We start from the raw sequence: 20,529 nt of genomic DNA on the forward strand, positions 1-20,529 counted from the left end.
TGACCTGGGAATTAAGCGTGCCGGTAATCGTTACCGTGCCGGTGCCGTTCTCGCAGATCACGGGGGTAGATGTCGATATCGTCGCAGTCGGGGCATTCGTTACCTCGATGCTGACAGTGCCTGTTGCAGGTTGCGTGCACATTGGGGCAACGCCTGACCTTACACCAACAAGGGTGTAGGTATGCGTGCCAGCAGTAGGAAGTACCTCAAGAATAACGTATTCTCCTGTAGTATCAAGCGTTTTATTGTCTGCATTACCGTCAAGTAAATAAAAAACAGTAGCATTTGGTTCTCCTCTAAGTATTACCCTGGACGGGTTGCCAAGACATACCTGGGCATCTACCTGGTGGATTGTAGCCGTTGGCATAGGCCTTACGGTTATGATAACCGAATCCGTAACATTCTGCTCGCAAGGCGGCGTGCTGGTCGTGGATACTTTTACCAATGTATAGGTATAGGTTCCAGGAGTAAGAGTGTTTGGAACGGTAATAGTAGCGTTGCCCGTCGTAGGGTCAAGAGGCAGTATCTGCGTTACGCCATTAGGGTCAGTAAAGGTCACCGTAGTACCAGGAGTACCCTGAACATCGATGGTAAGACCGCTCCCCTCGCAGATAGAAGTATCTGCTGTAGTGATTGAAGCAGTTGGCAAACCTCCAACAGTTACAGTAGCCGAACCTGTTAATGGTTGTATACAAGTTATTCCAGCAGTTGTCAAACTAGCATCAACCAAAGTATAAACATATGGTGAGTTTGCCGCAACAACAGCTGGTGTTGCAAAGGTATAGACTCCTGTATTTGTACCAGTACCATCATCTACTAAAACAACAGTTATTGTAGCACCTGTATGATCAGTATATCGAACAGTAGCTCCAGCCGTTCCAGTTATTGTAATGGTTGCTGTTGAATTTTCACAGATTTGTGCAGTTCCAGAGATAGTTGCAGTTGGTGTAGGCACCAAACGCAAATCAAAGTAATACACATAATAGAATGTAGGATCTGCAATACTTTCTGCTCTAACATATACTCTATCACCAGTAGTACCTGGATAAGAGATTACTTCCGCAGGAGTAAGAGCTGTTGAAACATCGTCAGCATCAGCTTCAGATTCATGGAAAGTTATCGAGAAGTCAGCCGGAAGCGGATTACCCGTTTCAGCTGCAATTGCAGCATTGATTGCCGGCAATTCATCATTTAAATTGAAATTTTCCTGTGAGTCATTGCTAATGTCGCACATAATAATTGGTGCTATTTGCTCTGCATCACAATCTCTTAGGATTAAGTCAAAAGGAAGAATATAAGAACAGTTTGATATAATATCAAGTATTTTAACATACACTGTTTTAGTCATATCCGGTGCCGGAAGTGTATATAACACTGGCGCATCCGTATCTGCAGGATCATAAAACGCTGTATTTATCGGATTCGCATCTAAATTGGCATCCGCAAGGGTTTCATAATAATTAATATCAAAATCATACGGGTTCAAATTGTCCGGCGGTCCGGGAACAGTCGTACCGAGGACGACATCCGTATTAATCGCTAAATCAAAAATTCGAGGATTAGTATCAGTAGTACAATGTTTGATATTTTTTGGAGGATAACCTACAGGCTCCCCTACTTTTACTATAGTACAATCTGTGGCCGTAATAGGTGGGATTGCTGGACTACAACTTCCGAATGTAGCCTTAACACAATAGGTAGTCGATACTGCAGGACTTACTGTCACTGTTTGACCCGTTCCTATTATCGTACCAGGGTTACTTGCCTCATACCATTCGTATGTAACCGGAACCATCGGACCGCTTGGACTAAACCTCCATGCTTCTGATTGAGTTTCCGGAACCTGCCAAGTACCTGTATTTCTATTTGGACTTGTTGGAGAATATGCTGTAGAACCATCTGCATTTTGAATACCAAGCAGACCATTCCCTCCATTCCAACCGCCGCAAGATGTTCTTTTTCTTACGTGAATTTCTATAATATTAGTAGACTCAAACAATACGATTTGGTAGGATTGATATCCTTGTACAGTAGGATTACAAGAAAAATGAGGTACGTCTTGCCAGTTGGCAACGAACGCTCTACATGGATATGTACCAACTGTAAAATAGTTAATCGTACTGGTCGAGGTAGGACCATTCGCAATATTCAAATCCTGCAACATCATGATTGCATTTTTGTATGGCGGGCCATAACCTGGACCAGAAGGAATCGTCGCATTGAAAGCCCATCCACTACCACTTTCAGCTGGTACTTGAACACTCGGCCTATACAAACCTGTTGGTGAATCTGGATGCCCTAAAATACTAAAGGTAACAACTCCATTATCCCCTATCAAACAATCACTATATTTTTGTCCAAAAAAACAAAAATTAAAAGGTACTGTTTGCTTTCCTCTCAGCGGAATAATTCCCGACCATTTATCATCCGAAGTGATACTTGTTATATCATTAATGTTGTCAGGACTTCTCCATACAAAAGGAGTCTGAGAAATGTTATAAGTTGAAGTCTGTCTAGGGATACTGTTAATCGGTGGTGAAGCCGTGATGGTCCTGGAATCACCAACGTTACAAATAGGCAACGGAGTATTCGCATTTACGCGGACACAACCCAAATCCTGGCCGTAACTATTCGTTAACAATAAAGCAAATAAGAATAATAAAAGATAATTCTTTTTCATTTTTAGATTATTTTGAGGAGCGAAATTTACATAAATTTAAGAAATAATTATCTTAAATTTTGAAAATTTTTAAATTTAACATCTATGGAATTTCTTTGCTATTAATTATTTATCTTTGCAGTCTTTAATACATACTTACCATAATATATAATTTTCAATGACAAATAACGAAGATTTTCTAGACGAAATTGGAGATAACCATATTGCCACAAATGCAAAAAATCCTTTAAGAAGCGATGCCTTTGACATCCCAGATGACCAAAAGATCGAGCTTATAAAAAAAGATGTTGAAAACATTCTCTTAACGTTGGGAATGGACCTTACGGACGACAGTCTGAAAGGCACTCCAAACCGTGTTGCCAAGATGTTTGTAAAAGAGATTTTCGGCGGCTTGAATCCGGCAAAAAAACCAAACGCTTCTACTTTCATCAATAATTACAAATACGGTGAAATGCTGGTAGAAAAAAATATTACTTTATATTCTACCTGCGAGCATCACTTGCTACCAATTATAGGAAGAGCCCATGTTGCTTATATTTCCAATGGAAAAGTGGTTGGCCTTTCTAAAATGAACCGTATTGTTGAGTATTTTGCAAAACGCCCACAAGTTCAAGAACGACTTACAATGCAGATTGTTCAGGAACTGCAAAGAGTCCTGAATACGGAAGATGTAGCCTGCGTAATTGATGCTAAACACCTTTGCGTAAATTCACGTGGAATTAAAGATATCGAAAGCAGCACTGTTACTTCTGAATTTGGCGGTAAATTTAAAAATGAAGCTACGAGACGAGAATTCCTAGATTATATTAAATTTGACACTCAGTTTTAAGCAACTGACCTCATAGCCTTTTGCAGATAACTCAATCAGGCTCAAATTTTAAAACCGACAACCTATGCCATTGTACAAAACTCAGAATCTAAAAATATACAATTCTCTCTCCGGAGAAAAAGAAGTTTTCGTTCCCCTTCATGAGGGCAATGTAGGAATGTATGTTTGCGGGCCAACAGTTTACAGCAATGTGCATTTAGGAAACGTAAGGACATTCATGTCATTTGATGTTGTTTTCAGATACCTGCTACATCTTGGATATAAAGTACGCTATGTACGTAATATTACCGATGTTGGGCACGTAGTAGACGACGAAGATGAAGGTGAAGATAAGATTGCCAAAAAAGCGCGTGTTGAGAAACTCGAGCCGATGGAAATCGTGCAGCGTTATACTGTTGATTTTCATGAAATTTTAAAGGAGTTTAATTTCCTTCCACCTAGCATAGAACCTACTGCTACGGGGCATATTATAGAGCAAATTGAGATCATCAAAAAGATTATCGAAAATGGCATTGGGTATGTCTCTAACGGCTCTGTGTATTTTGATGTTCAGAAATTTAATAAGACCCATAATTACGGAAAATTAAGCGGCAGAAATATCGAAGATATGATTGCCAATACCCGTGAACTTGACGGTCAATCTGACAAACGAAATCCGCAAGATTTTGCCTTATGGAAAAGGGCCGAACCGGAACACATCATGCGATGGCCTTCTCCTTGGAGTGATGGCTTTCCTGGATGGCATTTGGAATGTACGGCAATGAGCACAAAATATTTGGGCAATCATTTTGATATTCATGGCGGCGGGATGGATCTTAAATTTCCTCATCACGAATGCGAAATTGCACAAAATGAAGCTTGTACCGGAGAAGCTCCTGTAAATTACTGGATGCACGCCAATATGCTTACCCTGAATGGTAAAAAAATGGCCAAGTCTACCGGAAACAATATATTGCCAAGAGAAATCTATTCCGGCGGCAGTCCTTTTTTAAGCAAAAAATACGCTCCTGCCGTAGCACGCTTTTTTATGCTTCAGGCACATTACAGAAGTAATCTTGACTTTACAGATGATGCGATAGCAGCTTCGGAAAAAGGTTTCGTGCGATTGATGGATGCGTATGATACGATAAACGAAATCATTCCTTCTGAAAAATCATCACTTGATATCCAGACATGGATTGCAGCGTGCTATGATGCCATGAACGATGATTTCAATACTCCAATATTGATAGCACAGCTTTTTGAAGCCGTTCGTTATATTAATTTGCTAAAAGAAAATAAGGAGACGATTACTTCAGAAGACCTAAACCTGTTCACCAAGACTATTGAAAATTTCTTGTTTGACGTTTTGGGACTGACAAACGAAAAGTCACTTGAAAATAACGACAAACTTGACAATGTCATCAATATGCTTATAGGAATGCGAAATGAAGCAAGAGCCAATAAGGATTTTGCACTGTCTGACAAAATTAGGGACCAACTTACTGATCTCGGAATCAATCTCAAAGATGGTAAAGAAGGGACGACATTCTCTATAAACTAACAAATCATGATGAAGCTTTACAGTTTCATCATTTTTTTTAACAGCACTATTTTGAATCTGAAAAAGATACTTATCGCTCCGTTTGTACTTCTGATCCGGTTTTATCAAGGCGGCATATCTCCTTTTTTACCTTCTGCCTGCCGATACCAGCCAACTTGTTCTCAATATACAATAGAAGCACTTCAAAAGCATGGTTTATTTAAAGGTGGTTATTTGGGAATCCGCAGAATACTGAGCTGCAATCCCTGGGGAGGAAAAGGTTATGATCCTGTTCCTGAAAAAGCCTGCAAGCATAAACATTAACGCCTTTTTTTGATTCGATTAAAATCAAATCTTTATTTTTACAGCTAAATTCAGAACTTCAAAATTATGACTACAGCTCTAAACATTGTTTGGAATCCATCAGAGGGCATTGACTTAGGTTTTTTCGTAGTGCGTTATTACAGCCTGATGTTTGTAATTGCCTTTGTACTAGGATGGTATTTAATGAAAAAGATATATTTGCGTGAAGGCGAATCAATCGAAAAATTGGACACGCTCTTTATTTATACCTTTTTTGCAACATTAATAGGAGCCCGCTTAGGCCATGTCATTTTTTATCAGTCGGAGTTGTTCCGTGAGGATTTCTGGAGCGTCTTCCTTCCATTTAAGACAAAACCGCATTTTGAATTTACCGGATTTTCAGGATTGGCCAGCCATGGAGCTGCGATAGCTATTATCATCACAATGTATTTTTACAGCAAAAACGTTATCAAGCGTCCGCTTATGTGGATTTTGGATCGTATTGTTATTCCTGTTTCCTGCGGCGCTATTTTTGTAAGACTAGGAAACTTCTTTAATTCTGAAATCGTAGGTCACAAAACGGATTCTCCATTAGGAATTAAATTTGTACGAGATAGCATCAAGCCTGATGTGGCTATGATTGAAACCAAAACCAACAATATCAAAGATGCTTACCACCAAATTGCAACTAATCCTGAATATGCAGCTATATTACAACAGGTTCCGGCCAAGCATCCGGCACAGCTATATGAAGCTGTAGGCTATGTGGTTGTTTTCTTTATCCTATTTTTCTCTTACTGGAAAACGCAAGCCCGAGAAAAAACCGGATATCTTTTTGGTCTATTTTTAGTCTTACTATGGGCTGTTCGTTTTTTAGTAGAGTTCGTAAAAGAAAGCCAGGGCGGAATTGAAGAGTCTCTAGGCCTTTTCTCAACCGGACAATGGCTAAGTATTCCTTTTATAATTGCCGGCTTGTATTTTATCTTCAATGCAGAAAAAAAGGTAAGTTCTTTATAGAAATTACATATCAAATTTCAAAAGGGCCTTCGGGCCCTTTTTTATTGGCTTTTATAAGCCTTCAAGCATTTCTCAATCCCATTTAACCTAAAGCAGACAAAAGCTCTAAAAAAGGCTGATTTACGTTTATATACCAAACCCCTCGATCCTATCTTTACTTAATAGCACACAAAGAATTATTTACTTTGCGCCTTAGCGCCTTTGCGAGCAACTATTATCTCACAAAAGTGCTAAGGCGCAAAGCTTATAAGAGCGAGGCTTGAAACAGACTTTAGCTCCTTACCCATTTAACACAAGCTTCCCGAAAACCCTATAAAACAAAAAAGCCCGATATCTCTATCGGGCTTTTCATTATCTATAAAAGAACTTATTATTTGTTCTCAGTATTATTGTGCATTTCTTCAATTCTCTTGTGCTCAGCATCTGAAATCGAGTCACAAAGAACTGGCGTTGCAATGAACAACGAAGAGTATGTTCCTACGATGATACCTACAAGCATTGCGAATATAAATCCACGGATAGATTCACCACCAAAGATAAACATGATTAATAATACCATGATCATTGTCAACGAAGTGTTTAAAGTTCTTGACATTGTAGTATTAACTGATCTGTTTACGATTTCATTGAAGCTTCCTTTTGTTTTACCTGCAAGATATTCACGAATTCTATCGAATACAATTACCGTATCGTTCATCGAGTAACCAATTACTGTCAGGATAGCTGCGATAAAGTGCTGGTCCATTTCCATATGGAATGGCATGAATTTATAACATAATGAATAAATACCTAAAACGAAGATAACGTCGTGCGCAACAGCTGCAATCGCACCAAGGCTATACTGCCATTTTCTGAAACTTATCATCAGGTAAAGGAAAACGATTCCCATAGCTCCTAAAACAGCCCAGAAAGAGTTTGTCTTGATATCTTTTGCAACAGCAGGACCTACCTTAGAAGAGGATACGATACCTACAGTTTTTCCGTCATATGCATTTACGAATTTTTCATAAGTCAAATCCGGTCCATAATATTTCTTAAGGTTGTCAAATAACATTTTGTTTACTTCAACATCAGCTTCAGAGCTTGCGTCATCAATCTTATATTTAGTAACAATTTTAAGCTGTTCTTTATCTCCCAATACTTTAGCCTGAACCACTCCGTCAAATACTTTTGTAAGTTCATCAGATACTTCAGAAGCTTCTACCGGCTTTTCAAATCTGATTTGGAATGTACGACCTCCTTTGAAGTCAACACCTTCGTCAAGTCCGTTGATGAAGAATGAAGCAACGCTCACGATAACAACACAGGTTGAGAAAATATAAGTGATTTTCTTTTTACCTAAGAAGTCGTAGTTGAAGTTTGTAAACCAGTTTTTAGACATTGATGTTACAAATGTCAGGTTGTTCTTTCTCGAAATACTCCACTCTAACAAGATTCTTGTAATGAAGATAGATGTAAATAGAGATGTGAAGATACCGATCAACAACGTAGTTGCGAAACCTTTGATTGGTCCTGTTCCAAAAATGAATAATACAGCTCCAGTTAAGATGTGGGTTACGTTCGCATCTGTAATAGAAGACATCGCTCCTCTCCAGCTGAAAGAAACTTTTACGGCTTCTTCTAAAGTCTTGCCCATTCGCAATTCTTCTTTCGCTCGTTCGTAGATGATAATGTTAGCATCTACCGCTGTACCCATTGTCAATACGATACCCGCAATACCAGGCAATGTCAAGATTGCACCAATACTAGCCAAGATACCAAATAAGAAAAGTAAGTTAACTGCCAATGCAACGTTAGCATACCAACCTGATTTTCCATAATAAACAACCATCCAAAGCGAAACTAGTAACAATCCAACTAAAGCTGAAGTAATACCATTATCAATCGCTTCTTGTCCTAATGATGGACCAACAGCATCAAACTGAACGATGTCTGCAGAAGCTGGTAATTTACCCGCTCTAAGAATGTTTGCTAAATCTTTTGTTTCAGAAATATCAAAGTTACCTGTAATCTGAGAAATACCACCTGTGATAGCACCGCTTGTTACACCTGGCGCAGAATATACTACATCATCCAAAACGATAGCAATGAATCCTTTTTCAGTATATGCTTTTCCAGTAAGAGCTTCCCAATCTTTAGCTCCTTTGCTGTTCATGATCATCTCTACAGATGGTTTACCCATCTGGTCGAATTTGTCGCTAGCATCAGTTACTACTCCTCCGCTCATTGCTGGAGTATTTTGTCTGTTACCTTTTAATGCGTATAGTTCTAAAACCTCTACTTTTTTAGATTTAGGTGTTTTAGCCGGATCAACAATCTGCTTTTCTAATACATTTATAGATTGAGGCTTACTCCAAACAAATTTAGCATAACGCTGCTCACCTGCAAGAAGCGATTTCACTTCCGGCATTTTTAGATAAGAGTTGATTTTTGCAGTATCTTTTGCAGAGAAATACCCCAAGATAGGACCTTGTCCAAAAGCAGTCATCTTATCAATCCAAGGATTGTTTCCTTTTACAGCTGTAGAATCAGCACCTTTTGACGCATCTGTCAACAGGTTACCAATAGTATCGTTAGCAGTTTTAGGAGTTTCTTTAGTTTCGATTGCTTTATCGGTTTTCTTAAGGACTTCATTAGTAGCCATCAAGAAATTACCCATTTCTTCAACCTTATACGTTTCCCAGAATTCAAGCTGGGCAGTACTTTGCAATAATTTTTTAATACGGTCAACATCTTTTGCACCTGGAAGTTCTACCAAGATTCTTCCTGATTCACCTAACATCTGAATATTTGGCTGTACTACACCGAATTTATCGATACGCTCAGTCAATACTCTAAATGCACTTTCAACAGATTCTTTAACTTTTCTCTTGATGATTGTTTTTACTTGAGAGTCACTCATATTAAAGTTAACTTCTTCAAGGTTACGGTGTGCAAAAACTTCAGGATCTGCTAATTTTACTGCTCCTTTAGACTCTTCATCAAATGCTACAAAAAAGGCATCGATATAATCTTGGTTACCTTGTTGATTTTTATCAGCACTTTCTAAAGCCTTATTGAAAACTGGGTTCTTTGTGTGGTTAGCCAAAGTTTTCAAAACGTCTTTTACAGAAATTTGCAAAATCACATTGATACCACCTTCAAGGTCAAGCCCTTTGTTGATTTGCTTATCGGAAACTTCTTTGTAAGTAAACTCCGTAAAGCCAAGGCTGTATACTTTTTCCTTGCCGATTGAATCCAGATACTTTACTTCTTTTTTCTCATCTCCGTTAGCAAAAGCTTTTGCATCACTCTTAACGCGGTTGGCGACAAATGTGAATGATAGTTGGTAAATACTTACCAATGCAAATAAAATTGCAAAAAATTTAACGAGTCCTCTATTCTGCATTATTACTAAAAATTAATTAAATTTCTTATTCTTGATGTGTTTAAACAGATAAAACAGACCAAATCAAGTAGTTATCAGATAATAACAGTAAAACTTGACTTATTCCCTTTTTTTTAAAACGAGCAAATATATAATTAACCAAAAGATTAACCAATTAATTTGCTAATTATATCATAAAAAAAAGACTGCAAGAAGCAGTCTCTTAATTTATAAGGTAGAAATTATGCCAAAACCGACTTCAAATCGGCGTTCATATTTCTTACCGCATCGGCACTTTTCGCCAACAATGCTTTTTCTTTTTCATCTAGGTTGATAGAAAGAATTTCTTCTATACCATTTTTCCCTATAATACAAGGAACACCCAAACAAATATCGTTTTGCCCATACTCTCCTTCTAAGAATACAGAGCAAGCAATCATTTTCTTCTGATCATTTAAGATACTGTCAACTAAATACGCCACAGAAGCTCCTGGAGCATACCAAGCCGAAGTTCCTAAAAGTCCTGTTAATGTAGCACCACCAACCATAGTATCTGCTGCTACTTTATCCAAAGCTTCTTGTGAAAGAAATTCAGAAACCGGAATACCATTATAAGAAGCCAAACGAGTCAATGGAATCATAGTTGTATCACCATGTCCTCCAATTACCATAGCCGAAACATCATTAGACGGTTTGTCTAAAGCTTTTGACAAATAGTATCTGAAACGTGAACTATCCAAAGCACCACCCATTCCGATGATTCTGTTTTTTGGAAGTCCGGTTGCTTTTAAAGTCAAGTAGGTCATTGTATCCATTGGATTTGAAACTACAACCACGATGGTATTTGGAGAATATTTCAAAACATTTTCTGCAACCGACTTAACGATTCCAGCATTAATTCCGATTAATTCTTCTCTTGTCATTCCTGGTTTTCTAGGAATACCTGAAGTGATTACCACAACATCGCTGTTAGCAGTTTTAGAATAATCATTGGTTACTCCGGAAACTTTTGTATTAAATCCAGTATTTGTAGCGCATTGCATGATGTCCATTGCTTTACCTTCTGCAAATCCTTCTTTAATATCTAATAAAACTACTTCACTGGCAATTCCTCTGTAGGAAATCACATCAGCGCAGGTTGCGCCCACATTTCCGGCACCTACTATTGTAACTTTCATAATAATTGTATTTGTTTATTTGTTGTTGTTTATTTCAAAATGATTCAAAAGAGATTATGCATCAATCTTGGCATAGGCCGCATTCTTCTCGATGAACTCACGACGAGGCGGCACCTCATCACCCATCAACATAGAGAAAATACGATCTGCTTCTGCAAGGCTGTCAATTGTTACCTGACGCAAAGTTCTGAAGTCCGGATTCAAGGTAGTTTCCCACAATTGTTCCGCATTCATCTCTCCAAGACCTTTATATCGCTGTATGTTAGAACCTCCACCCATTCTTTCCGTAATTTCATCACGTTGGGTATCATTCCATGCATATTCTTTTTTGTTTCCTTTCTTCACCATATATAAAGGAGGCGTTGCGATGTAAACGTGTCCGTTTTCAATCAGCTCTTTCATAAATCTAAAGAAGAAGGTTAATATTAAGGTAGAAATATGAGAACCATCGACATCGGCATCACACATGATTACTACTTTATGGTATCTTAATTTTTCTAAGTTCAAAGCTTTCGAATCTTCAGCCGTTCCTATAGTTACACCAAGAGCTGTAAAAATATTTCGGATTTCCTCATTTTCGAATACTTTGTGATGCATCGCTTTTTCAACGTTCAGGATTTTACCACGCAATGGCAAAATCGCCTGGAAATTCCTGTCACGCCCTTGTTTTGCAGTTCCGCCCGCAGAATCTCCCTCGACAAGGAAAACTTCGCATTTTGCCGGATCTTGCTCCGAACAGTCAGATAATTTACCTGGCAATCCACCGCCACCCATAACGGTTTTTCTTTGCACCATTTCACGAGCCTTTTTAGCTGCGTGACGCGCTTGTGCTGCCAAAATAACCTTCTGAACGATTACTCTTGCATCATTTGGATTTTCTTCCAAATACGCTTCAATCATATCTCCAACTGCCTGGCTAACCGGAGAAACTACTTCTCTGTTACCCAATTTCGTTTTGGTTTGTCCTTCAAATTGCGGCTCCGAAACTTTTACGGAAATAATGGCCGTAAGACCTTCACGGAAATCGTCTCCTGTGATTTCGAATTTTAGTTTTTCCAAAAGACCAGAAGCATCAGCATATTTCTTTAGAGAACGGGTCAAACCAGTCCTGAAACCTTGCAAGTGCGTTCCTCCTTCATGGGTATTGATATTGTTTACATAAGAGAAAATATTCTCTGAGTAACTGGTATTATAAATCAAAGCTACTTCAACAGGAATTTCTCCCTTTTCGCTTTCCATACTGATTACATGTGAAATGATAGGCTCACGGTTACCGTCTAAGAAACGGATGTATTCTTTAAGACCTTCGTCAGAATGGAAAACTTCGCTTATGAATTCTCCTTTTTCATCTTTTTCTCTTCGGTCTGTAAAAGTAATGGTGATGCCTTTATTCAAGAAGGAAAGCTCACGCATACGGGCAGAAAGCGTATCGTATGAAAACTCTGTTGTTTGCGTAAAAATAGTATCGTCCGGATAAAAAGTCTGGCGTGTACCTCTTTTTTCAGTCTCGCCAATCTGTTTTACAGGATACATCGCTTTTCCTCTTTCATATTCCTGCTCATAAATTTTTCCATCACGGAAAACGGTAGATTTCATATGGTTGGACAAGGCGTTTACAACCGAAACACCTACTCCGTGCAAACCTCCGGAAACTTTATACGAATCTTTGTCGAATTTACCTCCGGCACCAATTTTAGTCATTACAACCTCAAGTGCGGAAACACCTTCTTTTTTATGGATATCTACAGGAATTCCACGACCGTTATCTTCAACTGTTATGGAATTATCTTCATTAATGGTAACGGAAATAGTATCGCAATAGCCACCCATTGCTTCATCGATCGAGTTATCGACAACTTCATAAACTAAGTGGTGTAAACCTCTTACACCTACATCTCCAATATACATCGATGGACGCATTCTAACGTGCTCCATCCCTTCTAATGCTTGAATACTATCGGCTGAATAACTGCTCTTATTGATTTCTTCGCTCATATATAATCTGTCTAAAAAGGTATTTTTTTGTTTAACGAACAAATATATAAAAACAGGAGTGATAATCAGTCACAAAAGGAGATTTTAGCACTTAAGTTATCAACATTCTTAAGGTTTAGCCATTTATTTTTCAACACCTGGCAGACCTTTTTAAAAAAGCAAAAAGCGCCACTCTAAAGTGAACGCTTTTGCAACAAACAAACTAAACTTATTTTTTAAATCAGGCAACAGCATTAGCTTTTGATATCGCAGTATCTGCCTGAATATGTGCCGCATTTGCCCTACCGCTCGGGTCTAAGTTATCTTGCCATTTCGGTATCCATTTTCTAACAGTTTGGGCTGCACTCAACTGAGGAAAATGCTTATGAAATATATCGCGGTAGAAGTAGGCTTCTTTTGTTACCGGAGTGTTGTATGTAAATCGCTCTGCGGCTTGCTCCATTTGCAAATCTGTAACTTGTGAAGAGCAATACTCAATCAACGTATCAATCCAGTTATAGCCTACACCGTCTGAAAACTGTTCCTTTTGCCTCCACAATACTTCCTGTGGCAAATAAGGGTCTTCTGGTGTGTCAAATGCTTTTCTGAGAATGTATTTTTCAACTCCATCATATGTTTTTGGTTGTTTTTCTTCTGGACGGATGCTGATTGCCAAATCCAGGAATGCTTTATCCAAAAATGGCACTCTAGCTTCGAGTCCGTGAGCCATTGTTGACTTGTCTGCACGAAGCAAATCGGCAGTAAACAATTTCTGTACTCTTTCAATGGTTTCCTTTTGAAAATCTTCTGTTGATGGTGCGTTTCTGAAATAAAGATATCCGCCAAAAATCTCATCGGCTCCTTCTCCGGACAACACTACTTTCACACCCATATCTGTAATTGCTTTTGAAAGAAAATACATTGGCGTACTGGCACGAATAGAAGTAATATCATAGGTTTCCAGATGCCAGATTAATTTATCCAGAATCTCAATTCCCTGTTCAATTGTAAAATAGATTTCATGGTGTTCTGTTCCTAAAAACTCAGCTACTTTTCGGGCCGCTTTTGCATCAGGTGCTTCGGCATCTAGTCCGATAGAAAACGAGCGCAATTCTTTGCCTTTTTCTTTTAGCAATCTTGCTGCTATGGCCGATGTTAAGGAGGAATCCAATCCACCGGAAAGCAATACTCCAATAGGCACATCACTCATCAATCTTTTTCTTGTAGCTTCGGTTAAAGTCTCCCTTATTTTCGACAAATCCAGAACTTCTGTAGCTTTTTCATGGTCTTCATATTCTGGTCTGTAATATTTTACGAAACCTGTTTTTTGCGTGTAATAATGTCCCGGAGGAAAAGTTGCGAATGTTTTGCATTGGTCGGCTATGGGTTTCATCTCTGAAGCAAAATAAATGCGTCCTCTTTCATCAAGTCCGTAATACAATGGCTTCACACCAACAGCATCTCTTCCCGCTATAAAATCATCGCCATCAATAACAACAAAAGCAAAGTCGCCATCCAGCTTGTTTAAAAAATCATATCCGAATTCTTCATACAGATGTACGATTACTTCCGAATCTGATTTGGTTCGGAAAGTATGATGTTTCAATACCGTGTCTCTTAATTCCTGATGGTTGTAGATTTCGCCATTATGAACCATATAAGCGGATTTGGTTCCTTTTATAGGCTGTCTTCCGGAATGCAGGTCAATAATCGACAAGCGCTCATGACTTAAGATATGTCCGTTTTCAGTAACATATAGGTCACTTTCGTCCGGCCCACGATGCGACATCCTTTTTGAAAGTTGTTTTACTAATTCTTCATCTTTCCCTTTTCCTATAATTGCTAATATCCCGCACATACCTTTACTTTTTAAATTTGGTTATTTTATTAAAGCAAAATTGTGGTTTTTGTTTTATTTAGTAAACTATAATTTACTTTTTAGTTACAATTTAAAATTAAAAATGTTTATTTTTAGCAATCATGAAACTTTATCCATTAAAAAACGGACTGTTTGGTTTATTTCATAAAAAAACCATCCTTTTGGATGGTCATTTTGTCATTCTTATTGAACTTCTTCTATCAGGTATTTTGTCCCGTTGATTTCAAAACTATAACCAACCTGCTGTCCCAGAAGTTTATTTCCTAATGGTGATTGTGGCGAAAGCGCAATAATGTTTTTTTCTTCTATCTTAATCTTTGGAAATGCGGCACTCATAAACAATAAGATTCCGTTCGCTTTGATAATACTACCCATGGTGATTATCTTGGTTTCTTTTGAAGCATCAATCTTGTCCAGGACATTCTTCTGTTCCAGAAATTCTTTTAGCTTGTGATTGAGCTTTTCCTGCTCCAGATGCATCATGGATAGTGCTGTTTCGTGTTTATCACCAGCAGAGCCTTTTGCATCATTTTGGGCATCATCAGTCAGGTTTGAAATCATATCCTGAAAGGCATCGATTTTATCTTGTACAAGCTGCTTATAATAGTTTAATGTTTTTTCTTTGAGTGTCATTTTTGATGCTTTTTTAAAGATGCTGATTTTCGCTGATTTTTTTGGAATAAAAAAGCCCACAGATGAATGCAGGCTTTTTGATATTTACAATTGATTACTTCTCAGGATTTATTCAGATTTTTGATTTTTGATTTATGATTTATGATTTTTGGATTTTTAGAAATCAAATTTATAGCTGGCTCCTGCCATAACCTGAATTCCTTGAACCGGATAGTTTAGCCATTTTTGGTAATCCTGGCTAGTCAGGTTGTTTGCTTTCAGGAATGCGGTTAATCTGTCGTTGTATTTATATCCGACATGTGCATTAAGATCAAAATAGCTGTCTAGATTTACCGTTTCTGTTTCGTTTCTTAGGAGTGATGTATAACTAAAAATATCTTTTCTTTCGCCCACAAAAAACAGGCTTGTTCCAGCATACCATTTCTCTGTGATATTGAAATCAAGATTGGCTGCAATTTGGAGCTGTGGAAGATTCCATGCCTCAGCCAATTCGTCTGTCGTATAACTGCTGAAAGTTCCGCTCACGCCAAAAGATACATTTTTAGAGAAGTCGGCTTTTAGTTCACCAAAAAAGCTCATTGTTTTTACGTTGTCATATACCACACTGAAGGAGTTTCCAAAAGCATAGCCTTCTTTGTTTGGGTTCTCATTATTATACGGATTGCTCAAGAACATGGCTTTTTGGTCTTCGTTTTTATAAGAACCTCTAATATTAAAGCTTACATTGTTTGCAATTTTTCCTTTTAACCCTACATAAATATCATATTTCTGGTCGGTTGGAGCGATTCCAAGTGTTGGAGACACAAAGAAGTTTTCTTGTGTAAAATCACGATACGAATTTTGTTTCAAGCTTCCTTCCGCTCCTGCATAAGCAATCATAACATCACCCACAATTCTGTAGGTCGCTGTGACTTGCGGATAGATAAAAAACTTATTGTCGCTGTTTTCATTATCCATACTATAAAAAAGCCCTGCTCCTAAATTGACCGTCAAATCATCTTGCTGGTAGATAAAACTTGGCTGTACTCCAATATTGGTATAACCATAGCTAATGTCTGTGGTTCCTGAATAGTCTTTTTCAAAAGAACCACCCAAATAGTCAATTATGAAATTAGCATTAATCTTGTTCCCTGAAATATCCAAGCCAATGGCAGGTTTTACATAAAATCTATTTTCTGAAGAACCAAAAGCATCTGAAAAATGGTTGAATTTTAAGCTTGCTTCTTTAAAAATACTTTCTTTTACGCTGATTCGTCCACCTAGATAAATGTTTTGGTAAGTCTGCTGCGGGTCGATACTGTTTATTAGGTCTTTTCTGTCTTGCGGATCAGCTAAATCATTAGCAAAATCGTTTCTCAATCCATACCAGTTATATACCTGATGTTGGTAACCTGCATCTACATTCCATGAATAATCTTTCTGCTGGTTTCCGTATGTAAGATCAAGCGATGTGTTGTAAAATTTGTCATCCAGTAAAAGGTCATTGATACCACCTTGGGATGAAAGATGGCGAAGCATTCCACCTACATATTCGTTACGGTTTAGGTTTTCTGTAACAAACAATTCTGCATTCAGCGTACCGTAATTCCCGACGCCCAGAGTAGCATAATTTTTATATAATTTTTCCTGTTTTGCTTTATCAACAGAAGCCGCTCTTCCTTTAGCTGGCGTAAATGTAGAAGCTACCGGAAAAGAGAAGATATTGTATTTGATTTCTTCTTTTTTCGTGTTGTCTTCGTCTTCCAATGTCGGAGTTTCTTTTACTTTAAAAGCGTCAGAAATAGTTGGCGTGTATGGTTTTACTACGTTTACGACTTCGGTTCCGATATTCTCATCCTTCTTTTGTGCAAAAGCTCCTTGCAAGCCTGCGAAAAGAAATAATAATGCAATCTTATATTGGGTTTTATGTGTCATATTACTTAAATTGTATTAGAATGAGATGTGATTAATTTTGGATGGATGAGTTGCGTTTTGCTTCTTCTCCTTTAATAATATCCAATTCTTTTTGTGCTTCTTCAATAACATCAGGATAATCCTTGAAATTTTTAAGGACGCTTTCCAGAATATAATTCGCCTGGAAGCTGTCTTTTAATCCGTAGAAGTTTTTCGCCATTACAACCAAGCCTTTAGCTCCAAAATACTTATATCCGGAATAATCTTTCGCTAATTTTTGTACTGCCGTATTTGACGCTTCAAACTTTCCGTCTTTATTTTTGAAATAAGCATCGTAGAATAATGCTTCTGCCGCGAGTTCTCCTTTAGCAATGGTCTGTAATTTCGCATAAGCCGTTTTGGCTTTTGCCTCGTCATTAATTTTTATTGCAGAACGCGCTACAATCACCTGAGCATCACTTTTTACCTTATCGTCTGTTTTTGCATTTGCCAAGACTTTTTCAGCATATACTACCGCATTTGCATAATCTTTTTGTTCGTAATACGATTTCATCAAATTGGATTGAGCAAATGTTATGTTTTGCGGATAATCAGCTTCCGCTTCTAATCTTTTCAAAACAGGAGCTGCTTTCACATAATCTGCTTTTTTAAGCAGGATCTGAGATAGCCTTGCAAGTGACTGCTCCGTGAATTCGTTTCTTGGTTTTGAAATCACAAATTCATAGTTCGGAATAGCATTGTTTTCCAAACCATCCGCAAAATACGATTGTGCCAGATAGAAGTTTGCTTTCAATGAGTTGATTCCGTTAGGGAATTTTGCAACATAACCGCTCAATGCTGTAATTGCAGGTTTGATATTATTCTGAAGATATTGTTTTTCAGCTGCACCATAAGTATCATTGTCTAATTCTGCATCAGAAACCTCTACAAAATCTAATGTTTTTACCCATGTTGCATATTCGTCAACTTTGCCATTATCCAGATAAATAAGCCTTGCCGTAGATACCGCTTCTAAAGCTTCCGGAGTATTTGGAAATTCCGCTACTACTTTTTTAAGCTTGCCCAAAGCCAATTGGTCTTTTTCTGCGTTGTAATATACAAGTCCTTGACGCAAAATTGCTTTTGAGGTATAGGAGCTTTCTCTATATTCCGCAATCAGTTTATCATAGGTCTGGATAGCACTTTCTGTTTTCTTCTCTGCTACATACGTATTTCCAAGTTCATAAAGAGCATCGTCACGCAATTGCGATTTCGGGAAGTTTTTGATAAAACTGTTCAACTCTTCAATTTTCTTTTCGTTTCTGGCAACAAAACCATAGCTGATTGCTTTTTGGTATGCTGCATAATCTGCATCAATTCCTTTGATTTCGATAGCTTTGTTATAAGCTTCCATCGCAGGCCAGTATTTTGCAGAGACATAATGGCTATCTCCCAAACGAAGGTAGGCATCATTTAAACGAACCTTATCGTCTTTTGCTTCCGGAATATAGCTTTGGAAGTTGGTCGCAGCCTGATCATAATCTTTTAGCTTGAAATAAGCATAACCTAAGTTGTAGTATATGTTTTTGTATTCTGGCGTATTTTTAGCTTCAGATTCGCCTAAAAATTGCTTGTAAGTAAGTACTGCTTCTTTAAAGCTATCCAAAACATATTCTGTTTCTCCTTTCCAGAAAGTGGCACGGGCTGTAAATTTCGCATTGCTTCTTTCGGCTAAAGATTTCTTGAACATAGCAAGCGCTTCCTGATAATTACCATCGGTATACAGTTCTAAACCTCTGTAAAACGTAACTTTTTGGTAAGCTTCTCTATTGGCTGTTTTGTTTTTTTCCAATAAGGTCAATGCTTCTTTATAGTTCTTTGAGGTAATGTAAGAGTTAATCAATAGCGTTTCGATTTCCGGTCTGCTTGGATTGTTTGGATATTTTTCAATAAAACCATTCAATACGGCAGGAATACTTTGGTAAGAGTTTCCAATTTCATAGCTCAGCTTGGCATAATTCAAATAGGCATCTTCCTGGATTTTTGCATCAAATGCCATTTCTGAAGCATTTTTAAACGCATTTAGCGCCTGTTGCTTTCTATCGGTTTTTAAGTAGCTTTCACCTAAGTGATAGTAGGCATTTTGTGCTACGAAATCTTGTCCATCAATAATTTTATTGAATTGCGAAATCGCATTTTCATAGTCATTCTGCTTGTAGTAAGCATATCCTAACTGGTAAAAATCCGTATTATTCCATTTTCCTTTTTTCCCTTTGTATTCATTCAGGTATGGAATGGCCTGATCGTATTTTTTCAGGTTAAAATAGCTTTCTCCAATAATCTTGTTCAGTTCTGATTTTTCCAAGGCGTTTGACTTCGCCATAGCCGCTTTTCCAAGTTCTATCGCTTTATCAAATTTGCCCAGTTTGAAGTTCATATCTGCCTGGAAATATGACATCTTTTCCTGATATTTTTCTTCGCCAGAAACTTCATCAAACAATTTGGTAGCTTTGGTATAATCATCCGATTCATACGCCATAAAACCTAAATAATACTTTGCCTGTGAGCCGTATTCCTTAGAGTTCAATACCTGGTTGAAATAATTTGCAGCTTCTTTTTTCTTACCGGCTGTAAAAAAAGTATATCCTTTTTGGAAATTATATCTTTCACGGTCGCTATCGCTTAGTGAACCTTCGTCTACTTTGTCAAACCATTTGAGTGATTGCGGGTATTTTCCCTGTTCGAAATAATAATGCGCCACTTCAATATAGGCTTGATTCTGCTTGGTACTCGTTGGATAATCTTCCACGAAGCTTTCCATCATCTGATCGGCATTGGCCTGATTCAAACGAATCGCACAATTTGCAATATAATAAGCACAATCCGCTTCGATATCTGAATTTTTATTGCTGTTTTCAGCTTTTACTTTTTCAAAAATAATCTGTGCGGCCTGATATTGCTTGTCTTTATAAAGCGAAACAGCCTTATTGTATTCCGTTAAATCGTTGGTGTAAATTGCTGTCTGCTGAGCAAAAACCGGAGCGGTTCCTATAAATGAAAACAACAGAAATAACCTTGAAAGTCTGTGCATTTTTAATGGTTTTGTTTAATATCCAAATATATCATTCTTAAGTTTATAACGGAAGCCCTTTTGTGTTTATTGTAAACATCTTTTTTAACATTTTGAAGTTTTATTGCCTTGCAGCTCCGGACAATTGAAACTCAAAAGAATACGACCTACAAAAATTAAAACAACCATTTGCAATTTAATTTTG

Annotated in this window: 11 protein-coding genes and 1 pseudogene; 4 read left to right on the top strand and 8 right to left on the bottom strand. The window is 37.7% G+C overall.

The genetic code is table 11. The features are described 5' to 3' along the window. Positions 1-2,680: pseudogene (locus FJA49_RS00530) on the bottom strand (hypothetical protein); the annotation flags it as partial. 157 nt (positions 2,681-2,837) lie between these two features. Here FJA49_RS00530 and folE point away from each other — a divergent pair. The 4 genes from folE to lgt all read left to right on the top strand — a co-directional run bounded on the left by folE (position 2,838) and on the right by lgt (position 6,351). Next, positions 2,838-3,509, top strand: a complete 672-nt coding sequence (gene folE / locus FJA49_RS00535; protein WP_139997753.1) for a GTP cyclohydrolase I FolE — start codon at positions 2,838-2,840, stop codon at positions 3,507-3,509. Positions 3,510-3,573: 64 nt separating this feature from the next. Then, on the top strand, positions 3,574-5,052 hold the full coding sequence (gene cysS / locus FJA49_RS00540; RefSeq protein ID WP_139997755.1) for a cysteine--tRNA ligase: 1,479 nt from the start codon (positions 3,574-3,576) through the stop codon (positions 5,050-5,052). A 9-nt stretch (positions 5,053-5,061) separates the two neighbouring features. Beyond that, positions 5,062-5,355 carry a membrane protein insertion efficiency factor YidD gene (gene yidD / locus FJA49_RS00545; RefSeq protein ID WP_139997856.1) on the top strand — a complete coding sequence of 98 codons (294 nt, stop codon included), beginning with the start codon at positions 5,062-5,064 and terminating at the stop codon, positions 5,353-5,355. Positions 5,356-5,421: 66 nt separating this feature from the next. Beyond that, entirely contained in the window at positions 5,422-6,351 is a 930-nt protein-coding gene (lgt, locus tag FJA49_RS00550) for a prolipoprotein diacylglyceryl transferase (protein WP_139997757.1), read from the top strand. A 370-nt stretch (positions 6,352-6,721) separates the two neighbouring features. Here lgt and secDF read toward each other — a convergent pair whose 3' ends face one another. The 7 genes from secDF to FJA49_RS00585 form a co-directional block, all read right to left on the bottom strand. Further along, a complete protein-coding gene (secDF, locus tag FJA49_RS00555) occupies positions 6,722-9,739 on the bottom strand; it encodes a protein translocase subunit SecDF (protein WP_139997760.1) in 3,018 nt (1,005 codons plus the stop codon). A gap of 221 nt (positions 9,740-9,960) precedes the next feature. Further along, positions 9,961-10,896, bottom strand: coding sequence for a malate dehydrogenase (gene mdh / locus FJA49_RS00560; RefSeq protein ID WP_139997761.1), 936 nt, complete (start codon positions 10,894-10,896; stop codon positions 9,961-9,963). Positions 10,897-10,950: 54 nt separating this feature from the next. After that, positions 10,951-12,891 (bottom strand): DNA topoisomerase (ATP-hydrolyzing) subunit B, encoded by a 1,941-nt coding sequence (gyrB, locus tag FJA49_RS00565; RefSeq protein WP_139997763.1) that lies wholly within the window; start codon positions 12,889-12,891, stop codon positions 10,951-10,953. Between the two features lie 220 nt (positions 12,892-13,111). Next, a complete protein-coding gene (asnB, locus tag FJA49_RS00570) occupies positions 13,112-14,728 on the bottom strand; it encodes an asparagine synthase B (RefSeq protein ID WP_139997765.1) in 1,617 nt (538 codons plus the stop codon). A 204-nt stretch (positions 14,729-14,932) separates the two neighbouring features. Beyond that, on the bottom strand, positions 14,933-15,382 hold the full coding sequence (locus tag FJA49_RS00575; RefSeq protein WP_139997767.1) for a hypothetical protein: 450 nt from the start codon (positions 15,380-15,382) through the stop codon (positions 14,933-14,935). 156 nt (positions 15,383-15,538) lie between these two features. After that, positions 15,539-17,296 (bottom strand): TonB-dependent receptor, encoded by a 1,758-nt coding sequence (locus tag FJA49_RS00580; protein ID WP_139997769.1) that lies wholly within the window; start codon positions 17,294-17,296, stop codon positions 15,539-15,541. 31 nt (positions 17,297-17,327) lie between these two features. Continuing rightward, positions 17,328-20,345, bottom strand: coding sequence for a tetratricopeptide repeat protein (locus tag FJA49_RS00585; RefSeq protein ID WP_139997771.1), 3,018 nt, complete (start codon positions 20,343-20,345; stop codon positions 17,328-17,330). Between the last annotated feature and the right edge of the window lie 184 nt (positions 20,346-20,529).

This window comes from Flavobacterium microcysteis, from assembly GCF_006385255.1.
Lineage (GTDB): Bacteria > Bacteroidota > Bacteroidia > Flavobacteriales > Flavobacteriaceae > Flavobacterium > Flavobacterium microcysteis.